Origin of the sequence: Cupriavidus necator (assembly GCF_016127575.1) — a bacterium.
Lineage (GTDB): Bacteria > Pseudomonadota > Gammaproteobacteria > Burkholderiales > Burkholderiaceae > Cupriavidus > Cupriavidus necator_D.
In genome coordinates this window covers 1,197,441-1,216,209 of record NZ_CP066018.1, presented here as the reverse complement: position 1 = coordinate 1,216,209, position 18,769 = coordinate 1,197,441, and the positions used below count along the sequence as shown (strand labels likewise).

Annotated in this window: 16 protein-coding genes; 7 read left to right on the top strand and 9 right to left on the bottom strand. The window is 67.7% G+C overall.

The annotated features are described in order from the left end of the window. Positions 1 to 13: 13 nt before the first annotated feature. Together I6H87_RS05625 and I6H87_RS05620 are read right to left on the bottom strand one after the other, a co-directional pair. Positions 14 to 436 carry a DUF3293 domain-containing protein gene (locus tag I6H87_RS05625; RefSeq protein ID WP_010814880.1) on the bottom strand — a complete coding sequence of 141 codons (423 nt, stop codon included), beginning with the start codon at positions 434 to 436 and terminating at the stop codon, positions 14 to 16. A 1-nt stretch (position 437) separates the two neighbouring features. Next, on the bottom strand, positions 438 to 1,106 hold the full coding sequence (locus I6H87_RS05620) for a Crp/Fnr family transcriptional regulator (RefSeq protein ID WP_010814879.1): 669 nt from the start codon (positions 1,104 to 1,106) through the stop codon (positions 438 to 440). Between the two features lie 237 nt (positions 1,107 to 1,343). On the opposite strand from I6H87_RS05620, the gene I6H87_RS05615 reads away from it, so the two are divergent. The 7 genes from I6H87_RS05615 (at position 1,344) to I6H87_RS05585 (ending at position 9,968) form a co-directional block, all read left to right on the top strand. After that, positions 1,344 to 3,302, top strand: a complete 1,959-nt coding sequence (locus tag I6H87_RS05615; RefSeq protein ID WP_010814878.1) for an AMP-dependent synthetase/ligase — start codon at positions 1,344 to 1,346, stop codon at positions 3,300 to 3,302. Between the two features lie 14 nt (positions 3,303 to 3,316). Then, positions 3,317 to 4,279: an ABC transporter ATP-binding protein gene (locus I6H87_RS05610; RefSeq protein ID WP_037025387.1), complete on the top strand. Its 963-nt coding sequence runs from the start codon at positions 3,317 to 3,319 to the stop codon at positions 4,277 to 4,279. Between the two features lie 11 nt (positions 4,280 to 4,290). Further along, positions 4,291 to 5,205 carry a branched-chain amino acid ABC transporter permease gene (locus tag I6H87_RS05605; protein WP_010814876.1) on the top strand — a complete coding sequence of 305 codons (915 nt, stop codon included), beginning with the start codon at positions 4,291 to 4,293 and terminating at the stop codon, positions 5,203 to 5,205. Positions 5,206 to 5,229: 24 nt separating this feature from the next. Beyond that, positions 5,230 to 6,306 carry a branched-chain amino acid ABC transporter permease gene (locus I6H87_RS05600; protein ID WP_010814875.1) on the top strand — a complete coding sequence of 359 codons (1,077 nt, stop codon included), beginning with the start codon at positions 5,230 to 5,232 and terminating at the stop codon, positions 6,304 to 6,306. A 90-nt stretch (positions 6,307 to 6,396) separates the two neighbouring features. Continuing rightward, the gene (locus I6H87_RS05595; protein ID WP_010814874.1) at positions 6,397 to 7,734 is read left to right on the top strand and encodes an ABC transporter substrate-binding protein; all 1,338 of its coding nucleotides are present in this window, start codon (positions 6,397 to 6,399) and stop codon (positions 7,732 to 7,734) included. Between the two features lie 78 nt (positions 7,735 to 7,812). Beyond that, positions 7,813 to 8,631, top strand: coding sequence for an ABC transporter ATP-binding protein (locus I6H87_RS05590; RefSeq protein ID WP_010814873.1), 819 nt, complete (start codon positions 7,813 to 7,815; stop codon positions 8,629 to 8,631). Positions 8,632 to 8,717: 86 nt separating this feature from the next. After that, on the top strand, positions 8,718 to 9,968 hold the full coding sequence (locus tag I6H87_RS05585; RefSeq protein WP_011614446.1) for a phenylacetate--CoA ligase family protein: 1,251 nt from the start codon (positions 8,718 to 8,720) through the stop codon (positions 9,966 to 9,968). A gap of 48 nt (positions 9,969 to 10,016) precedes the next feature. Here the strand turns inward: I6H87_RS05585 and I6H87_RS05580 are convergent, their stop codons facing one another. From I6H87_RS05580 to I6H87_RS05550, 7 genes are all read right to left on the bottom strand, one after another. Further along, a complete protein-coding gene (locus I6H87_RS05580; protein ID WP_011614447.1) occupies positions 10,017 to 10,385 on the bottom strand; it encodes a YbaN family protein in 369 nt (122 codons plus the stop codon). 119 nt (positions 10,386 to 10,504) lie between these two features. After that, positions 10,505 to 11,482 (bottom strand): NAD(P)H-dependent flavin oxidoreductase, encoded by a 978-nt coding sequence (locus I6H87_RS05575; RefSeq protein ID WP_010814870.1) that lies wholly within the window; start codon positions 11,480 to 11,482, stop codon positions 10,505 to 10,507. Between the two features lie 126 nt (positions 11,483 to 11,608). Continuing rightward, positions 11,609 to 13,045, bottom strand: coding sequence for a two-component system sensor histidine kinase CreC (creC, locus tag I6H87_RS05570; RefSeq protein WP_011614448.1), 1,437 nt, complete (start codon positions 13,043 to 13,045; stop codon positions 11,609 to 11,611). Positions 13,046 to 13,054: 9 nt separating this feature from the next. Continuing rightward, positions 13,055 to 13,753, bottom strand: coding sequence for a two-component system response regulator CreB (gene creB, locus I6H87_RS05565; protein ID WP_011614449.1), 699 nt, complete (start codon positions 13,751 to 13,753; stop codon positions 13,055 to 13,057). Between the two features lie 250 nt (positions 13,754 to 14,003). Continuing rightward, a complete protein-coding gene (locus I6H87_RS05560) occupies positions 14,004 to 15,131 on the bottom strand; it encodes an NAD(P)/FAD-dependent oxidoreductase (protein WP_010814867.1) in 1,128 nt (375 codons plus the stop codon). Positions 15,132 to 15,369: 238 nt separating this feature from the next. Next, positions 15,370 to 16,695, bottom strand: a complete 1,326-nt coding sequence (locus tag I6H87_RS05555) for a sigma-54-dependent transcriptional regulator (RefSeq protein WP_041687124.1) — start codon at positions 16,693 to 16,695, stop codon at positions 15,370 to 15,372. 8 nt (positions 16,696 to 16,703) lie between these two features. Continuing rightward, the gene (locus I6H87_RS05550; RefSeq protein WP_011614451.1) at positions 16,704 to 18,701 is read right to left on the bottom strand and encodes a sensor histidine kinase; all 1,998 of its coding nucleotides are present in this window, start codon (positions 18,699 to 18,701) and stop codon (positions 16,704 to 16,706) included. Positions 18,702 to 18,769 lie beyond the last annotated feature (68 nt).

Here is an 18,769-nt window from a genome sequence, read left to right as displayed (position 1 = left end):
CCCGGCCCGGCGTTCAGCGCAGCAGCACCAGCCGCGGCACCGCGTCCGCGCCGCTCCAGACCACCGCGTTCTGTTCGTATTTCTCGCCGAGTGCCCGTGCATCCGCCAGCGACAGCCCCGGCACCAGGAAGCTCGGCTCGGCCGGCCAGCCGTTGCGTGGATGCTCTCCGGCGGCTTCGATTGCGCGCAATCCCATCCTTGCCAAGTCTTGCGCCAGCGCTTGCTGGCGCTTTGCGTTGGTGTCGTCGTCGCAGCGCAGGCTGAACGGGTTGGCGGCGGTAATGAAGGCGCTCGCTGCCACGCCCAGCGCGCGGTGCAGCGCCGCCAGCGGGGCGCTGGGTTGGTCTACCCGCAATACCATCGGCAGGTCGCCCAGCACGCGGTAGTGCGTCTCGCGATAGGCCTGCAGCGTGGCGTCGTCGATGGCGCTGGCCATGTTATTCGCCGTACTGCCGCAACCCCTCCAGGTCCAGCACCTCGATCACGCCGTAGTCCACCCGCACCAGGCCCTGCTGTTCCAGCACCTTGAGCGCCTGGTTGGCGCGCTGGCGCGAGATGCCAGCGAGCAGGCCGATCTCTTCCTGCGAGATCTCCAGCGTCTTGCCGATCCCCGGATACAGGTGCTCATTGAACAGCGACGACACCGCGCGCGCCACGCGCGAATCGATGTCGAGCAGCCGCTCATATTCCACCGCGGCGATGAACTGTCCCAGGCGTTCGTTGAACTGGGTCAGCAGGAAGCGCGTGAACGGCAGGCTGGTATCCAGCAACCACAGAAAAGTGTCGCGCGGCAGGAAGGCGATGGTGGAGCGGCGCAGCGCCATCACGTCGTACTTGCGGATTTCCGACTTGAGCACCGCGCCTTCGCCGAACCAGCCGCCGGTGGGCACGCCGGTGAAGGTGACGGACTTGCCCGAGGGCGACACCGTGGTGATCTTGACGATGCCTTCGAGCACGCCCATCCAGTGCTCGGCCATGTCACCCTTGTGACAGACGTAGTCGCCCTGGGTGTACTCGTGCACGAACATGGCGCGGCGCACGCGCTCGCGCTGCTCGGGACTCAGGTCTGCTGCCCACACGCAGCGGTCGACAAAATCGTTCAGCATGGCCTGAATTTGCTCCGGTAGGGATTAACCCGGAATTGTCACCGGCGTGACAACCCGGGTGGATGGCATGGGCTATCTTACGATCACCACGGAGCCGGGAAGTGCCGCAAAACAAGGCACCACGGGCTTGATGCGCTGCGGCATGACTGCCGCCAGGCAAAACAAGCCAAGTATAACCACCGGACCGACGCTTGACACCGCGCGTGGATCCCCACGCCGGAGGGACAGGAGACAGCGATGCAGGAATCGTCGGCGACGACCTTCCCGCGATGGCTGCTGGCGCACGCCCAGCAGCGGCCGGATCATCCGGCTCACCGCGAGAAGGATCTCGGCATCTGGCAGACATACAGCTGGGCCCAGGCGGCGCAGCAGGTGAGGGCACTGGCTTGCGGGCTGGCCGCACTCGGTTTCAGGCGTGGCATGAATCTGGCGGTGGTGGGCGACAACCGCCCGCGGCTGTACTGGGCCATGACCGCGGCGCAGGCGCTGGGCGGTGTGCCGGTGCCGCTGTACCAGGACGCCATCGCCAACGAGATGGTCTACGTGCTCAACGATGCGGAGATCGAGTTCGCCATCGTCGAGGACCAGGAGCAGGTCGACAAGCTGCTGGAAGTGGAAGCGCAGCTGGCCGAGTCCGGCCGCGCCGTGCGCCACGTCATCTTTGAAGACCCGCGCGGCCTGATGGACTACGACCATCCGTCGCTGATGTCTTATGAACAGCTACAGGAACTGGGCCGCGAGTTCGACCAGGCGCACCCGGGCTTCTATGACGAGGCCATCGCCGCCGGCCAGCCCGACGACACCGCGATCATCCTCTATACCTCCGGCACCACCGGCAAGCCCAAGGGCGTGTGCCATTCGCACTACGGCCTGATCGGCGCGGCGCGCAACGGCTGCGCCTTCGACAAGCTCAGCGCGGACGACGACGTGCTGTCCTACCTGCCGATGGCATGGGTGGGCGACAATCTGTTCTCATACGCGCAGGCGATGGTGGCGGGCTTCACGGTGAACTGCCCGGAATCGCGCGAAACGGTGATGACCGACCTGCGCGAGATCGGCCCCACCTACTACTTTGCGCCGCCGCGCATCTATGAAGGGCTGCTGACGCAGGTGATGATCCGCATGGAGGATGCCGGCTGGATCAAGCGCAAGCTGTTCCACTGGGCCATGGACGTGGCGAAGCGCTGCGGCACCGATATCCTCGACGGCAAGCCGGTATCGCTCGCGGACCGCGCGCGCTACGCCCTTGGCGAAGCGCTGGTCTACGGCCCGTTGCGCAATGTGCTGGGCATGAGCCGCATCCGCGTGGGCTATACCGCGGGCGAGGCGATCGGACCGGACCTGTTCCGCTTCTACCGCTCGATCGGCGTGAACCTGAAGCAGTTCTACGGCCAGACCGAGACCTGCGCCTATGTGTGCCTGCAGCCGGACGGCAAGGTCAAGTTCGATTCAGTCGGCCCGGCGGCGCCCGGCATGGAAATCCGCATCGCCGACAACGGCGAGGTGCTGGTGCGCGGCGTGGGCCTGCTCAAGTCCTACTACAAGCGCGATGACGCCACGCGCGAGGCCATCAACGACGAGGGCTACTTCATGACCGGCGACGCCGGCGTGATCGACGCCGACGGCCACCTGAAGATCATCGACCGCGCCAAGGACGTGGGCAAGCTGGCCGATGGCTCGATGTTCGCGCCAAAGTACATCGAGAACAAGCTCAAGTTCTTCCCGTACATCAAGGAAGCGGTGGCCTTCGGCAATGACCGCGACCAGGTCTGCGCGTTTATCAATATCGACTTCGAGGCCGTGGGCAACTGGGCCGAGCGCCGCCACCTGCCGTACGCCGGCTATGTCGACCTGGCCGCGCAGCCCGAGGTGCTGGAAATGATCGGCGAATGCGTGAACCAGGTGAATGCCGACCTGGCCAACGACCCGATGCTGGCCGGATCGCAGGTGGCACGCTTCCTGGTCCTGCACAAGGAACTGGATCCGGACGACGACGAGCTCACGCGCACGCGCAAGGTGCGCCGCGGCTTTATCGCCGACAAATACGGCGTGCTGGTGGAGGCGCTCTATGCGGGCAAGTCCGAGCAGTTCATCGAGACGCGCGTCAAGTTCGAAGACGGACGCGAGGGCAGCGTGTCGGCCACGCTGAAGCTGGTCAATGCGAAGCGCCTGCCGGTGGCGGCGCGCGCAGCATGAGCGAGGGCAGCAAGATGACGCAAGTAGCCTGGCAAGGCGCGGGGCAGCGCGAATGGGCGGGGACGGCACGCACGGATGCCAGCGGTGCCGGCAGCGGCGGCGCGATCGCACCCACGGGTCCGATGTCTCCTGCGGAACTGACGGATGACAGCGGCGCGCATCCCGGCACGCAGCGCGCGCAGCGCACCGGCGAACAGGCGCGCACCGGCGGCGAGGTGATCCTGGACCTGCAGCATATCTCGCTGTCGTTCGGCGGGGTCAAGGCGCTGACCGATATCTCGTTCGATGTGTGCGAGCACGAGGTGCGCGCCATCATCGGCCCCAACGGCGCCGGCAAGAGTTCGATGCTCAACGTGATCAACGGCGTCTATCACCCGCAGCAGGGACGCATCGTGTTCCGCGGCGAGGAGCGCAAGCAGATGCACCCGACCGCCGCGGCGCGCCAGGGCATTGCGCGTACCTTCCAGAACATCGCGCTGTTCAAGGGCATGACGGTGCTGGACAACATCATGACCGGGCGCAACACGCAGTTCCGCACCGGGCTCTTCGCCCACGCGCTGTGGTGGGGCCCGGCGCGCAACGAAGAGATGCGCCATCGCCAGAAGGTCGAGGAAGTGATCGACTTCCTCGAGATCCAGTCGATCCGCAAGACCCCGGTCGGGCGCCTGCCGTATGGCCTGCAGAAGCGCGTCGAACTGGCGCGCGCACTCGCGGCCGAGCCCTCGATGCTGCTGCTGGACGAGCCCATGGCCGGCATGAACGTGGAAGAGAAGCAGGACATGTGCCGCTTCATCCTGGACGTGAACCGGCAGTTCGGCACCACCATCGTGCTGATCGAGCACGACATGGGCGTGGTGATGGATATCTCCGACCGCGTGGTGGTGCTCGACTACGGCAAGAAGATCGGCGACGGCACGCCGGAAGAGGTCAAGGGCAACCCTGACGTGATCAAGGCGTACCTGGGCACTTCGCACTGAGGCTCTGAACCATGACGTTCTTCTTTGAAATCCTGATCGGCGGCTTGCTCTCTGGCCTGATGTACTCGCTGGTGGCGCTGGGCTTCGTGCTGATCTACAAGGCCTCGGGCGTGTTCAACTTTGCCCAGGGCGCGATGGTGTACTTCGCCGCGCTGGCGGTGGTGGGGCTGATGGACAAGGGCCTGCCGATGTGGGCCGCGGTGATCGGCGCCTTCGTGGTGATGATCCTGGTCGGCATGAGCACCGAGCGCTTCGTGCTGCGCAAGCTGGTCAACCAGCCGCCGATCACGCTGTTCATGGCGACCATCGGGCTGTCGTTCTTCCTCGAGGGCCTGGGGCCGCTGCTGTTCGGCAATGAGGTGCGCCCGATCAACCTGGGCATCGTCGACGAGCCGATCGAGTCGATCATGACCAACTTCAACATCGTGCTGTCCAAGTTCGATATTGCGGCGGCGGCCATTGCCGGCCTGCTGGTCGGATCGCTGGCGCTGTTCTTCCAGTACACCAAGGTCGGACGCGCGCTGCGCGCGGTCGCTGACGACCACCAGGCGGCGCTGTCGCTGGGCATCCCGCTGCAGAACATCTGGGCGATCGTGTGGGGCGTGGCGGGTTTCGTCGCGCTGGTGGCCGGCATGCTGTGGGGCTCGCGCAATGGCGTGCAGTTCGCGCTCACGCTGACCGCGCTCAAGGCGCTGCCGGTGCTGATCCTGGGCGGCTTCACCTCGGTGCCCGGCGCCATCGTCGGCGGGCTGATCATCGGTGCCTCGGAGAAGCTGGCCGAGATCTATATCCCGCCGGTGTTCCAGTCGATGTTCGGGGGCAACTTCGGCGGCATCGAAGGGTGGTTCCCGTATGTGTTTGCCTTGCTGTTTCTGCTGGTGCGGCCCGAAGGGCTGTTCGGCGAGAAACACATCGATCGCGTCTGACCGACTTCGCACAGGAGACTTGCCATGTTTTATCGTGAAGCCGGCCAGTTCAAGACCAGCTACGTCGCCGACAGCCAGATCTTTCCCATCCGCCAGGACCGCATCGGCTTTGCCGTGCTGATGGCGGTGGCCTTCGTGGCGATCCCGTTCGTCGGGTCGGAATATTGGTTCTCGGCCATCCTGATCCCGTTCCTGATTTTCTCGCTGGCGGCACTGGGGCTGAATATCCTGACCGGCTATGCCGGCCAGCTGTCGCTCGGTACCGCGGCCTTCATGGCGGTGGGTGCCTACGCGGCCTACAATTTCCAGCTGCGCGTGGAAGGCATGCCGGTGCTGCTGACATTCGTGATGGCGGGCCTTTCCGCGGCATTGGTGGGGGTGGCCTTCGGCCTGCCGTCGCTGCGCATCAAGGGCTTCTACCTCGCGGTGGCGACGCTGGCGGCGCAGTTCTTCGTGGTGTGGGCGCTGACCAAGTTCCCCTGGTTCTCCAACAACAGCTCGTCGGGCGTGATCACGGCGCAGCGGCTGGACCTGTTCGGCTTCGCCATCGACACCCCGCTGAAGAAGTACCTGTTCGTGCTGGCCATCGTCACGGTGCTGGCGCTGGCGGCCAAGAACCTGGTGCGCTCGGCCACCGGGCGCGCATGGATGTCGGTGCGCGACATGGACGTGGCGGCAGAGGTGATCGGCATCCCACTGATGCGCACCAAGCTGCTGGCGTTCGCGGTCAGCTCGTTCTACTGCGGCGTGGCCGGCGCGCTCTATGCGTTCTGCTACCTGGGCTCGGTCGAGCCGGACGGCTTCTCGCTGGACCTGTCGTTCCGCGTGCTGTTCATGATCATCATCGGCGGCGTGGGCAGCATCCTGGGCTCGTTCCTGGGCGCGGCCTTCATCCTGCTGCTGCCGATCTTCCTGGACAACGTGCTGCCGTCGCTGGCCGCGCTGCTGCACCTGCCATTCACCAATGCCACCGTGTCGCACATCCAGCTGATGGTGTTCGGCGGGCTGATCATCTTCTTCCTGATCGTGGAGCCGCACGGGCTGGCCCGGCTGTGGCAGATCGCCAAGGAGAAGCTGAGGCTGTGGCCGTTCCCTCATTGACGGGAGGGGGCCTGTATTACCGCAGTTCCTGTGTGAAGTTCTGAAGCTTACGCATAACGAAACGCTCCCTTGAGGGCGATGGAGACTGTCATGACCAACCTGATTCGCAATGTGCAACGCGCCGCCCTGGTGGTCAGCGCCGCGGCGGCACTGCTGGCGCCGGCGGCGCCGGCCATGGCGCAGAGCAACGAGCAGTTCGTGGCGCTGCCAAGCTACCGCGTGGGGCCGTATGGCGCCAACGGCCAGTCCTGGTATGGCGGCTTCATCGACTACCTCAACTACGTCAACCTGAAGGAAGGCGGGGTCAACGGCGTCAAGCTGTCGTGGGAAGAGTGCGAGACCGAGTACAACAACGCCAAGGGCGTGGAGTGCTATGAACGCCTGAAGTCCAAGAACGCCACCACCAAGGGCACGGCCTACCACGCCATGTCCACCGGCATCTCGTACGCGCTGGTCGACAAGACCGCTGCCGACAAGGTGCCGCTGGTGATGATGGGCTACGGCCGCACCGACGCGGTGGATGGCTCGGTGTTCCCGTATGCGTTCCCGCTGGTGACTACGTACCAGATGCAGGTCTCGGCCATCGTCAAGTACCTGGCCTCGAAGAACGGCGGCTCGCTGGCCGGCAAGAAGATCGTCTACCTGTATCACGACTCGGCCTATGGCAAGGAGCCGATCGTGGCGCTGCAGGCCGAGGCCAAGCTGGGCAAGTTCAACCTGGTGGAGATCCCGGTGGCGCACCCCGGCAACGAGCAGGGCGCGCAGTGGCTGAAGATTCGCCAGGAGAACCCCGACTACGTGATCTTCTGGGGCTGGGGCGTGATGAACCAGACCGCGCTGAAGGCCGCGCAGAAGGTGGGTTTTGCGCGCGACAAGATAATCGGCTCGTGGTGGGCCGGCTCGGAGGAAGACACGGTGCCGGCGGGTGATGCCTCCAAGGGCTACATGAGCGCCACCTGGAACGTGGCGGGCCGCAACGTGCCGCTGATCGCCGATATCGAGAAGGTGGTCTACGGTGCCGGCAAGGGCAATATGCAGGACAAGAACAAGGTGGGTTCGGTGCTGTACAACCGCGGCGTGTCGGCGGCGGTGGTGACGGTGGAAGCGGTGCGCGTGGCGCAGGCCAAGTTCGGCAAGGGCAAGCCCATGACCGGCGAGCAGATGCGCTGGGCCTTCGAGAACCTGAACCTGACCAACGCGCGCCTGCAGCAACTGGGCGCGACCGGCCTGCTGCCCGAGATCAAGACCAGCTGCGACAACCACGAGGGCTCGGGCAAGGTGAAGATCCAGCAGTGGGACGGCACCAAGTGGGTGGTGGTGTCGGACTGGATCGAGGGCAACAAGGGCCTGATCCACCCGCTGTTCAAGGCCACGGCGGCGCAGTACGCGAAGGAGAAGGGGATTACGCCGGCTTGTTCGAAGTCCTGATAGCAACCTGGCGGGCATGCGGTGCCTGGCGCCGCGTGCTCGCCTGAGCCGAACCGTCTTACCAACACGAGCCGCACCATGAGCCTTCTGTCCGTCAACAATATCGAAGTCATCTACGATCACGTGATCCTGGTGCTCAAGGGCGTCTCGCTCGAAGTACCGGAAGGCAAGATCGTGGCGCTGCTCGGCGCCAACGGCGCGGGCAAGACCACCACGCTCAAGGCCATCTCCAACCTGCTGCAGGCCGAGCGCGGCGATGTCACCAAGGGCTCGATCGAATATCGCGGCGACCGCGTCGACCAGCTCACGCCCAACGACCTGGTGCGCCGCGGCGTGATCCAGGTGATGGAAGGGCGCCACTGCTTCGCGCACCTGACCATCGAAGAGAACCTGCTCACCGGTGCCTACACGCGCGGCCTGTCGCGCGGCCAGACGCGCGACGAGCTGGAAAAGATCTACGAATACTTCCCGCGGCTGAAGACGCGCCGCAAGTCGCAGGCCGGCTACACCTCCGGCGGCGAGCAGCAGATGTGCGCGATCGGCCGGGCCATGATGGCCAAGCCCGCGATGATCCTGCTGGACGAGCCTTCGATGGGGCTGGCGCCGCAGATCGTCGAGGAGATCTTCGAGATCGTGCGCGGCCTGAATTCGCGCGAGAACGTCAGCTTCCTGCTGGCCGAGCAGAACACCATGGTGGCGCTGCGCTATGCCGACTACGGCTACATCCTGGAAAACGGCCGCGTGGTGATGGACGGCGACGCCGAGTCGCTGCGCACCAACGAGGACGTCAAGGAGTTCTACCTGGGCGTGGCCGCCAACGATGCGGACGACGGTGCCGGGCGCAAGTCGTTCCGCGATGTGAAGAGCTACCGGCGCCGCAAGCGCTGGCTGGCGTAGGCACCCGACCGATTTCATCCGGCATTGCCACCACGCGCCCAGCGGCGCGGCGGCATGCCGCATCCCATTCCCTGACGCATAGCACCATGCCAGAACACTTCGATTCGCTCGAAACCCGCGCGCCGGAAGTCCGCGAGCAGGCGCTCCTTGCCGCCCTGGCACGCCAGGTGGCCCATGCGCGCGACAACGCGCCTTACTTTGCCGAGATGCTGGGCGGCGTCGACCCGCGGCTGCTGAGCTCGCGCGCGGCGCTGGCGGCGCTGCCGGTCACGCGCAAGTCGGACCTGACCGCGCGCCAGCGCGCACTGCCGCCGCTGGGCGGGCTCAACGCCACGCCGCTGGGCAAGCTGCGCCATGTGTTCCAGTCGCCCGGCCCGATCCATGAACCCGACGGCCATGACGCCGACTGGTGGCGCGTGGCCCGCGCCATGCATGCGGCGGGCTTCCGCGCCGGCGAGCTGGTCTACAACACCTTCTCCTACCACTTCACCCCGGCCGGCATGATGATGGAGACCGGCGCGCACCGGCTGGGCTGCTGCGTGTTCCCGGCCGGCGTCGGCCAGACCGATTCGCAGGTGCAGGCGCTGGCCAGCCTGCAGCCCACGGCCTACGCCGGCACGCCGTCGTTCCTGAAGCTGCTGCTGGAGCGCGGCGACGAGCTGGGCACGCCCTGCACCAGCCTGGCCAAGGCGCTGGTCTCGGGCGAGGCGCTGCCGCCGTCGCTGCGTGCCTGGTTCCAGGCGCGCGGCGTGCGCGTGCAGCAGATGTATGGCACCGCGGATGTCGGCCTGATTGCCTATGAGACCGAGGGCGGCGATGGCTGGGTGGTGGACGAGGGCGTGCTGGTAGAGATCGTCGAGCCCGGCGGTTCCCGGCCGATGCCCGAGGGCGAGACCGGCGAGGTGGTGGTGACGGTGCTGGGCAACGGCGACTACCCGCTGATCCGCTTCGGCACCGGCGACCTCTCGGCCATCGTGGCGGAGTCGTCGCAGCGGCCCAGCCCGTGCGGGCGCACCAATATCCGACTCAAGGGCTGGCTGGGCCGTGCCGACCAGGCCACCAAGGTCAAGGGCATGTTCGTGCATCCCGGGCAGGTGGCAGACGTGCTGCGGCGGCATCCGGAGATCCGCGCGGCGCGGCTGGTGGTGACTGGCGACCCAGGCGCGGACGTGATGACGCTGCGCTGCGAGGCTACGCGCGAGGATGGTGACTTGCAGCGTGCGGTGGCGGAATCGCTGCGCGAAGTGATGCGGCTGCGCGGTGAAGTAGCTTTCGTTGCGGCGGGGTCGTTGCCGCAGGATGGGAAGCTGATCGAGGATGCGCGGCGATACGACTGAAGACAAGTCAAAGGCCCCGCATGGGCGGGGCCTTTGATGCAGGGCAGGTCAGGACTTCCCCCCCTCCACCGGCCGCGTCGGCAGCCTGACCATCCACACGCTCACCCCCACCGCACAAGCCAGCAGCGCCGCCGAAGCAAGCGGCCGCGCCCGCAGCATCCACGCGGTCGTCCCCATCGACGCCCACATCATCGACAACGCCAGGCACTTGGCCCGGAAGGGAATGCTGCGATTGCGCTGCCAGTCGCTGACCAGCGGCCCGAAGCGCGGATGTCCCAGCAGCCATTCATGGAAGCGCCGGGATCCCCGCGCGAAGCATGCCGCGGCCAGCAGCACGAATGGCGTGGTCGGCAGCACCGGCAGGAAGATGCCGATCACCCCCAGCAGCAGGAAGACCGCGCCCAGCACCACCCACATGGCGCGCAGCGCCTGCTGCCGGCGGCTCAACGTGGCGTCGGAATCGGGCGGGGTGGTGGAGCTTGGACCAGGCAATGGTTGAATGAAGGGCCGCAATAGCGGCCCGGTAAAAACCTCGGTTAGCGCGCGATACCCAGGCGCGCCTTGGCGGCATCGTACTCCGCTTTCATGCGCGCGACGATTTCGCCGGCGGTGGGGATGTCGTGGATCTGGCCCACGCCCTGGCCGGCGCCCCAGACGTCCTTCCATGCCTTGGCCTTGGAGGCGCCGCTGGAGAAGTCCATCTTGCTCTTGTCGGCCACCGGCAGGTTGTCCGGATCCAGCCCCACGTTGCTGATGCTTTCGCGGATGTAGTTGCCGTGCACGCCGGTGAACAGGTTGGTGTAGATGATATCGGCGGCGGCCGAGCTGGTGATCGACTGCTTGTACGATTCCGCCGCGTGGGCCTCCTGCGAGGCGATAAAGCGCGTGCCGACGTAGGCAAAGTCCGCGCCCATGGCCTGCGCGGCCAGCACCGCCTCGCCGGTGGCGATCGAGCCCGACAGCGCGATCGGGCCGTCGAAGATCTTGCGCACCTCGCCCACCAGCGCGAACGGCGACAGCATGCCGGCATGGCCGCCGGCGCCGGCGGCCACCAGGATCAGGCCGTCGACGCCGGCCTCGATCGCCTTCTCGGCATGGCGCATGCTGATCACGTCGTGCAGCACGATGCCGCCATAGCTGTGCACCGCGTCGATCATTTCCTTGACCGGTGCGCGCAGCGAGGTGATGAAGATCGGCACCTTGTGGTCCACGCACACCTTTACGTCGTGTTCGAGCCGCGCGTTCGAGGTATGCACGATCTGGTTGACCGCGACCGGGCCCACCTGCGCGCCCGGGTTGGCGGCCTTGAAGGTGGCCAGCTCGCCTTCGATCTGGGTGAGCCACTCGTCGAGCAGCTCCGCCGGGCGCGCATTGAGCGCCGGGAATGAGCCGACGATGCCGGCCTTGCACTGCGCCAGCACCAGCTCCGGGTAGCTGACGATGAACATGGGCGAGGCGATGACGGGCAGGGCCAGGTTCTGCAGGGCCTGGGGCAGTTGCTTGGCGGCGGGCATGGTGTCTCCTGAACTACTGACGGGCACAGTGCAGGTGCCCTAAATGAACGGTCGTTCGATTATAGGGAGTTTCAGCGCGGTCACGTTAGAAGCCCCAGTCTATGCCGGTCCGGTCACCTCGTCGAACTACCCGGCCGGAAGGGTCAGTTCCGCCAGCGCGCCGCCGCCGGGGCGGTTGGCCAGCGTTACATCGCCATCATGCAACGTTGCCACCTCGCGTGCAAAGCACAGGCCCAGGCCGGTGCTCTTGTCCGCACCGTGCGGGCGTGGCAGCGAGTAGAAGCGCTCGAACACGCGCGGCAGCGCGTAGTCGGGGATGCCCGGGCCCTGGTCGGCGACGGCGATGGCCAGCGCGCCGCCGCGGCGCTCCAGCCGCACCATGACTTTGCTGTCCGGCGGGGCGAAATCGATGGCATTCTCCAGCAGGTTGGCGATGGCCTGGCGCAGCAGGAACGGATCGCCGGCGACCAGGTCCGGGCTGGCGTCGGCGGCCAGCCGCAGCGTGACGCCGCGCTGGCGCGCGCGCGGTTCCAGCTCGCTGCCCAGTTGCGCCAGCAGCGGCGCCAGCCGCACCGGCTCGCGCACTTCCAGGCGCTGGCGCTGCTCGACATCGGCCAGTGCCAGCAGCTTGCGGATCATGGTTTCAAGCCGCCCGGATTGTGCACGGATATTGGCGACGAAGCGCTGGCGGTCCGCCGCCGGCATCTCTTCCTGCAGCAGCTCGGCGGCGCCGCCGATCGCGGCCAGCGGGCTCTTCATCTCATGGGTCAGCGTGTGGATGTAGTGCTCGACATACTGCTTGTCTTCCAGCCGCTCGCGCATGCCCTGCACCGCGCGGCCCAGCTCGGCCAGCTCGCTGCCGCCGCGCAGCGGCATCTCCGCGCGCTCGCCGGCCGCCACCGCGCGCGCATACCCGCGCAGCCGGCTAAGTCCATGCGCCAGCCACAGCGTGCAGGCCAGCCCGATCACGCAGGCAGCGCCGATCAGCAGGCCGCCGTAGAGCAGGATCTTGCGCTGGCTGCGCTCGATGAAGGGCGCCATCGCCGCATTGGGCTTGGCCACGGTCAGCACGCCGATGATGCGCTCGCCGTCCGCGTCGCGTATTGGCGCGGCCACGTGCATCACGGTGCTGGCCTCGTCGTCGGGGTCGGTGCGCGTGCTGCGTGCGCCGTACTTGCCGCGCAGCGTCAGGTAAACATCGTTCCAGCGCGAATAGTCGCGGCCCACGTCAGTACCGGTGGAGTCAAAGCGCACGATGCCGTTGGCATCGGTCACGTAGACGCGGTAGCCGATGCTGTCCTTGTGCAGGCCCGACACATCGGCATTCACCGCCACATCGCGCAGCGCCGCCATGTGCCGCGCGAAATCGCCGTCGGCAATGCGTCCGGCCTTCATGTCGTCGGCGGCAAGCGCCGCCAGCACGTGCGCGGTGTCGATCAGCGTGTCTTCCATGGCCTGGCGCACGCCGGGCTTGACCTCCTGCACAAACACGCGCAGCGTCAGCACCGTGGCCAGTCCAACGATCAGGAAGAAGCCGAAGAAGATGCGCAGGCCGATATGCATGGCGTGCGCTCAGGGTTCCAGCGAATAGCCCATGCCGCGATGGGTGCGGATGCGCTCGGCGCCGTCGGCGGAAGCCTCCCGCAGCTTGGCGCGCAGGGTCTTGATATGGGTGTCGACGGTGCGGTCGCTGGTGTCGAGTGCATCTTCCCAGACGCACTCCATCAGCTGCGCGCGCGAGTAGATGCGGCCCGGATGTGTCACCAGCCAGGCCAGCAGCAGGTACTCGTAGCGGGTCAGCTCCAGCCAGCGGCCGCGGTAGGCCAGGCGCGCGCCGTCCTTGTCGTGCGTGAAGCCGGCAACTTCGTCGCTCTTCGCCGCGGTAGCACCGCCGCCGCGCGCCCGGCGCAGGATGGCGCGCACGCGCGCGGCCAGCTCGCGCGGCGAGAAGGGCTTGACCACGTAGTCGTCGGCGCCGATTTCCAGCCCGACGATGCGGTCGATCTCTTCATGGCGCGCGGTCAGGAAGACCACCGGCGCATTGCTGAACGTGCGTAGCGTGCGGCAGACCTCGAAACCGCTCAGATCCGGCAGGCCCACGTCCAGGATTACCAGGTCGGCCGCGCCGGCGCGCATGCGCTCGAGCGCGGCGCCGCCGAGCGTGCAGTGCTCGGCCAGCATGCCGTCGGTGCGCAAGGCATAGAGGATGGTGTCGGCGATGGCCTGCTCGTCTTCCACCACCAGGATCCGCGGTTGTTCCATGCCCGGCATTTTAGTCCACTGAATCACTGAAATCGGTCGGCGCCTGCCATGTCATGCGGGCGCATCGCGTCGTTGCAAATGCTCGCAATAGCCGTGCTATTGCTGCGCCCTGCCCTTGCAGGGCGCACATGCGCTTGCAAGCGCATGCCGCTACGCAGGCGGATTGCCATGCAATCCGAAACCCCTGCTTCGCCCTAGCGCTGCATCCCGCATGACATGTCCTTCGCCTCCCATTTCAGTGATTCAGTGGACCAGCCGGTCAGGCGCTGGTGGCTGCGCGCGGCGGCGGCGCGGGATCCTCGCCTCGGCGCTTGTGGAAATAGATCTGCTCCGCCGCCCAGCGCAGCGGCGGCGAGTACAGCATCAGGTCGAAGGGCCAGTCGCACTGGAAGCGGTCGAACATCCAGCGCAGCGCACGTTTGGCGCGAAAGCGCGGCGCGCCGGCGGTGGCGACCGCTTCCGGGGCCGGGCCGCCGCGCAGCAGGTGCGCGGCCACGGCCTGGCCGACCGACTCGCCATGGGCAAAGGCATAGTGGATGCCCCCGGCGGTGACCGGCGACACGATGCCGGCGGCATCTCCCGTCAGGATCACGCCGTCGCGCGCCAGCGGGAAGGCCGGGCCGCCGCATGGGATCAGCCCCGCGCGCGTCGCCGCAGGCTGCGCCAGTTGCGGCAGGCCGGCGCGCTCGCGCACATGCGCCAGCAGACCGTCCAGGTCTGGCGCGCGGCCGTGCCGAGGCAGGTAGCGCAGCGCCAGGCCGGCCTGCACGCCGGTGGGGTTCTGCGCGATCCAGCCGATATAGCCGGGTGCGAAGCGCCGGGTGATGAAGCAGTGCAGCGCGCCCGGCTCGGGCAGCGCCAGTCCCGGGAACTCATACTCCACGCCATACAGGAAGCTGTGCACGCGCCCCAGCCCGGCACACTGGGCCACGCGCGATTTCGCGCCATCCGCGCCGACCAGATAGCGCGTATTGCCCACGCCGGTCACATGCCAACCGCCGTTGCGCGGCACCGCGCCCACGAACGCCTGGCCCAGGCGCAGCTCGACCCGGTGGCGCACCAGCTCGGCGGCCAGCCAGCGCATCAGGCGCGGCGTATCGGTGGTGTGGAAATAATAGCCGGGCGCACTCAGGTCGATGCTGCGCAGCCTGGGCGAGTACAGCCGCACCTGCTCCACGCGGTGCACGCAATCGGCCGGCGCGCGGCCCAGCCAGGTCTGCTCGATGGCTTCCTTGACCAGGATGCCGGTGGTGTGGAGCTTGTCGCCGGGATCGGTCTTGCGTTCCAGCACCAGCACGCGCAGGCCGGCGCGCGCCGCGGCCAGGGCGCAGGCGGCGCCGGCAAAGCTGGCGCCGGCGATGACGATGTCGTAGTCGAAGGAGGGCATGGCGGGTCCCGGAGATGGCAGGGCTCCAGTCTGGCCAGCGGGGGTGAGGGGAATGTGTGGCGAGTGTGAAGTGGCGGGGCGGGGTGCACAACCCAAAAAAACGCCCCGCATACGCGGGGCCGTCAATTACCACGAAGATTGATACACACGGCGGGCACCTGCCAATGCCGCAGCCGCCATCGAAGAATAGGCCGCCAATGTGACGGCGGCATGGCAGCGCAATGAAGGCAGCATGACATCACAGCCCGTAGCGCTTGATTTTGTCATAGAGCGTGGCCTTGCCGACTTGCAGCAAGTCCGCCGCCTGGCTGACAGCGCCGCCGGTGCGTGCCAGTGCATCCGCAATCACCGCGCGCTCGAAGTGCTCCATCCGCTCTCGCAGCGGCGCGGTTTCATCGGGGCCCGCGGCCTGCGCACCTGCCTGCCCGCCCTCCGGCACGCCCAGCACCATCCGATCCGCCGCATTGCGCAGCTCGCGCACATTGCCCGGCCAGGGACGCTGGGCCAGTGCCTGGCGTTGCGCCTCGGACAGGATCGGCGCCGGCCGCTGGTAGCGCACCGCGGACACCAGCGAGAAATGCTCGAACAGCGGCACGATGTCCTCGCGCCGCTCGCGCAGCGGCGGCAGCGCGATGGTGACCACGTTCAGCCGGTAATACAGGTCCTCGCGGAAGCTGCCCTGTACCACCAGCGCATCCATGTCGCCCTTGGCCGCGGCGACGATGCGCACATCGATCTTCACCGAGGCATTCGACCCCAGCCGCTCCAGCGAGCCTTCCTGCAGTACCCGCAGCAGCTTGACCTGCAGCGCCAGCGGCATGCTCTCAATCTCGTCGAGGAAGAGCGTGCCGCCCGAGGCATGCTCGAGCTTGCCGATGCGGCGCTTGCCGGCCCCGGTGAAGGCGCCGGCCTCGTGGCCGAACATCTCGCTCTCGAAGATGGCCTCGGGCACCGCGCCGCAGTTCAGCGCGATAAACGGGCCTTCGGCGCGGCCGGACAGCGCGTGCAGGCTGCGCGCCACCAGTTCCTTGCCGGTGCCGGTCTCGCCGTTGATCATCACCGGCACGTCGGTGGGCGCGACATTGGCCACCAGCGCGCGCACCTGCCCGATCGCGGGCGAGCGGCCGATGATGCGCGTGCCCGCCGCGGGGCCGGCCAGTTCGCGGCGCAGCGCCTGGTTTTCCAGTTCCAGCGCGCGGCGTTCCAGCGCGCGGCGCACAGTGTCGGTGAGGCGGTCGGCGCCGAAGGGCTTTTCGATAAAGTCGTAGGCGCCTTCGCGCATGGCTTGCACGGCCATGGTGATGTCGCCGTGGCCGGTCACCAGGATCACCGGCACGCCCGGCGCGGCGTTGCGGCAGTGCTGCAGCAGGTCCAGCCCGCTGGCGCCGGGCAGGCGCACGTCGGTCACCACCACGCCGGCAAAGGCGCCGTGCAGGTGCGGGATCGCGGCCTCGGCGGAGGGCAGCGCCAGCACCGCGAAGCCGGCCAGCTCCAGGCTCTGCGCGGTGGCCTGGCGCACCAGCGGCTCGTCTTCGACAAACAGGACACGCAGACCGTCTTGCATGGCAATACTCATTGAGAGGCGGAAACCGATGGCGCCGGATCGATGGCGGGGGCGCGCGCCAGCACCAGCGTGAACTGCGCGCCGCCGCCGGGCACGTTGGCCACGCTCAGCTGGCCGCCGAACTCGCGCACGATCGACGACGAGATCGCCAGCCCCAGCCCCAGACCCTGCCCGGTTTCCTTGGTGGTGAAGAAGGGTTCGAACAGGCGCGGCAGCGCTTGCGGCGCGATGCCGGTGCCGTTGTCGCGCACGACGATGGTGACGGCGTGGTCTTCTGCCTGCACCTCGAGATCGATCTGTCCCTGCGCCGGTGCGGCCGCCGCAATCGCATCCAGCGCGTTGCCGAGCAGGTTCAGCAGCACTTGCTCCAGCTTCAGCTCATCGGCGCGCACGGCCAGCCCGGGCAGGGCGTCCAGGCCGGTGACGTTGACGGTGACCGCGCCAAGGCGCGGTGCCAGCAGCGCCAGCACATGATCGACCGCGGCGCGCAGCGCGACCGGCCGGTGCACCGGGCGCGCCTTGCCGGCGAACAGCTTGAGCTGCCCGGTGATCTTGCCCATGCGCTCGGTCAGGTCGGCAATGGCGGTCAGGTTGCCTTCGGCCGCGGCCAGCTGGCCGCGCTCCAGCAGCACGCGGGTGTTGTCCGAGAACGTGCGCAGCGCCGCCAGCGGCTGGTTCAGCTCATGCGTGATGCCGGCCGCCATCTGCCCCAGCGCGGCCAGCTTGCTGGCCTGCACCAGTTCGTCCTGGGCCGCGCGCAGCTCGCTTTCAGCACGGGTACGCTCGGCCACTTCATCTTCCAGCTTTTCATTGATCGCCATCAGGTCGGCGGTGCGGGCCTCGACGCGGCGCTCCAGCTGGTCGTAGGCGGCCTCAAGCAGGCGGCGGCTGTACTGCATGTCGCGCGCGCGCTGGCGGCGCTGGCGCCAGTTGACCAGCAGCAGGCAGATGCAGGCATAGGCCAGCGCCGCCGCCACGGTGGCGTTGCGCGCATTGGCCAGCACCGGCTCCAGCGGCGCCATCACCTGCATGGTCCAGCCAGCCGCGCCGACCGTGCGGTCCAGTTCCAGGTAGCGGACGGCGCGTTCGGCGCCGTCCGGGGCAGAGGTGGTCTTGCTGGCGGGCGATTCGTCGCGCACGCGCACCAGCCGCGCGCCGTCGGCCAGCGTGGTGTCCGCCAGCCAGCGCGTGACCGGCGAGGTCAGCGGCTCCAGCGGCAGCGGCGTCACCGCGCGGCCGTGGTACTGGCGTGTCTTTTCCATCTCGGCCTGCAGCGGCGGCGGCAGCGGGCGCAGGGTGCGGTACTGCCAGGCCGATACTGACGACAGGAAGATCACGCCATGGTCGTCACTGACCATCAGCGGCTCGGCGCCGCTGCCGGCGCGCTGGAACCACTCCAGGTTGAGCTTGACCACGGTCACGCCGATGACCTTGCCGCCGGACTCGACCGGCTGCGCGAGGTAGTAGCCGGGCTCGTCGCTGGTGATGCCGATGGCATAGAAGCGCCCCATCTTGCCGCCCGCGGCGGTCTGGAAGTAGGGGCGGAAGCGGTAGTCTGTGCCGACAAAGCTGCCGGGCTGGCCGTGGTTGCTGGCCGCCAGCGCAATGCCGTTGGCGGCGATCACATAAGTGGCCGAGGCATGCGCGCGGCGGTTGACCTCCGCCAGGTACTGGTTGGCGGCGGCCACGCGTTGCGGGTCGTCGGGGGAGTCCAGCAGCCCGCGCACGAAGGGGTGCAGCGAGACCAGCGCGGGCAGGAATTCGTAGCGGTCGAGGGTGCTTTCCAGCGTGGCGGCGTAGCGGTCGGCGCGCGTGGCCGTGCTTTGCTGGAGGCTGGCCAGGCCGCGCTGGACCGAGACCAGCCAGGTCAGCGCGCACAGCAGCAGGAGACCCGCGGCCAGCGCCACGGCAAAGCCCCACCACCGCCCGCTGCCGACGTCCGGCGCGTGGGCCGGACGGGTGGCGGCGGGGTCATGCACGGCGAGAAAATCGTCTGAGTGGGTCATCGGCGCGCGCGGGGGCTGTCGCGCCGATGATACCTGCTGGCGGGCGGCCGGGGCAGCCGTCCGCGCAG

Excerpts from the sequence above, each read along its gene's own strand:
- I6H87_RS05620 (WP_010814879.1), bottom strand. The coding sequence starts at position 1,106 with ATGCTGAACGATTTTGTCGACCGCTGCGTGTGGGCAGCAGACCTGAGT.
- I6H87_RS05560 (WP_010814867.1), bottom strand. The coding sequence starts at position 15,131 with ATGCCCTCCTTCGACTACGACATCGTCATCGCCGGCGCCAGCTTTGCC.
- I6H87_RS05550 (WP_011614451.1), bottom strand. The coding sequence starts at position 18,701 with ATGACCCACTCAGACGATTTTCTCGCCGTGCATGACCCCGCCGCCACC.
- I6H87_RS05555 (WP_041687124.1), bottom strand. The coding sequence starts at position 16,695 with ATGCAAGACGGTCTGCGTGTCCTGTTTGTCGAAGACGAGCCGCTGGTG.
- I6H87_RS05590 (WP_010814873.1), top strand. The coding sequence starts at position 7,813 with ATGAGCCTTCTGTCCGTCAACAATATCGAAGTCATCTACGATCACGTG.
- I6H87_RS05615 (WP_010814878.1), top strand. The coding sequence starts at position 1,344 with ATGCAGGAATCGTCGGCGACGACCTTCCCGCGATGGCTGCTGGCGCAC.
- creB (WP_011614449.1), bottom strand. The coding sequence starts at position 13,753 with ATGCCGGGCATGGAACAACCGCGGATCCTGGTGGTGGAAGACGAGCAG.
- creC (WP_011614448.1), bottom strand. The coding sequence starts at position 13,045 with ATGCATATCGGCCTGCGCATCTTCTTCGGCTTCTTCCTGATCGTTGGA.
- I6H87_RS05600 (WP_010814875.1), top strand. The coding sequence starts at position 5,230 with ATGTTTTATCGTGAAGCCGGCCAGTTCAAGACCAGCTACGTCGCCGAC.
- I6H87_RS05580 (WP_011614447.1), bottom strand. The coding sequence starts at position 10,385 with ATGTGGGTGGTGCTGGGCGCGGTCTTCCTGCTGCTGGGGGTGATCGGC.
- I6H87_RS05610 (WP_037025387.1), top strand. The coding sequence starts at position 3,317 with ATGACGCAAGTAGCCTGGCAAGGCGCGGGGCAGCGCGAATGGGCGGGG.
- I6H87_RS05585 (WP_011614446.1), top strand. The coding sequence starts at position 8,718 with ATGCCAGAACACTTCGATTCGCTCGAAACCCGCGCGCCGGAAGTCCGC.
- I6H87_RS05575 (WP_010814870.1), bottom strand. The coding sequence starts at position 11,482 with ATGCCCGCCGCCAAGCAACTGCCCCAGGCCCTGCAGAACCTGGCCCTG.
- I6H87_RS05605 (WP_010814876.1), top strand. The coding sequence starts at position 4,291 with ATGACGTTCTTCTTTGAAATCCTGATCGGCGGCTTGCTCTCTGGCCTG.
- I6H87_RS05625 (WP_010814880.1), bottom strand. The coding sequence starts at position 436 with ATGGCCAGCGCCATCGACGACGCCACGCTGCAGGCCTATCGCGAGACG.
- I6H87_RS05595 (WP_010814874.1), top strand. The coding sequence starts at position 6,397 with ATGACCAACCTGATTCGCAATGTGCAACGCGCCGCCCTGGTGGTCAGC.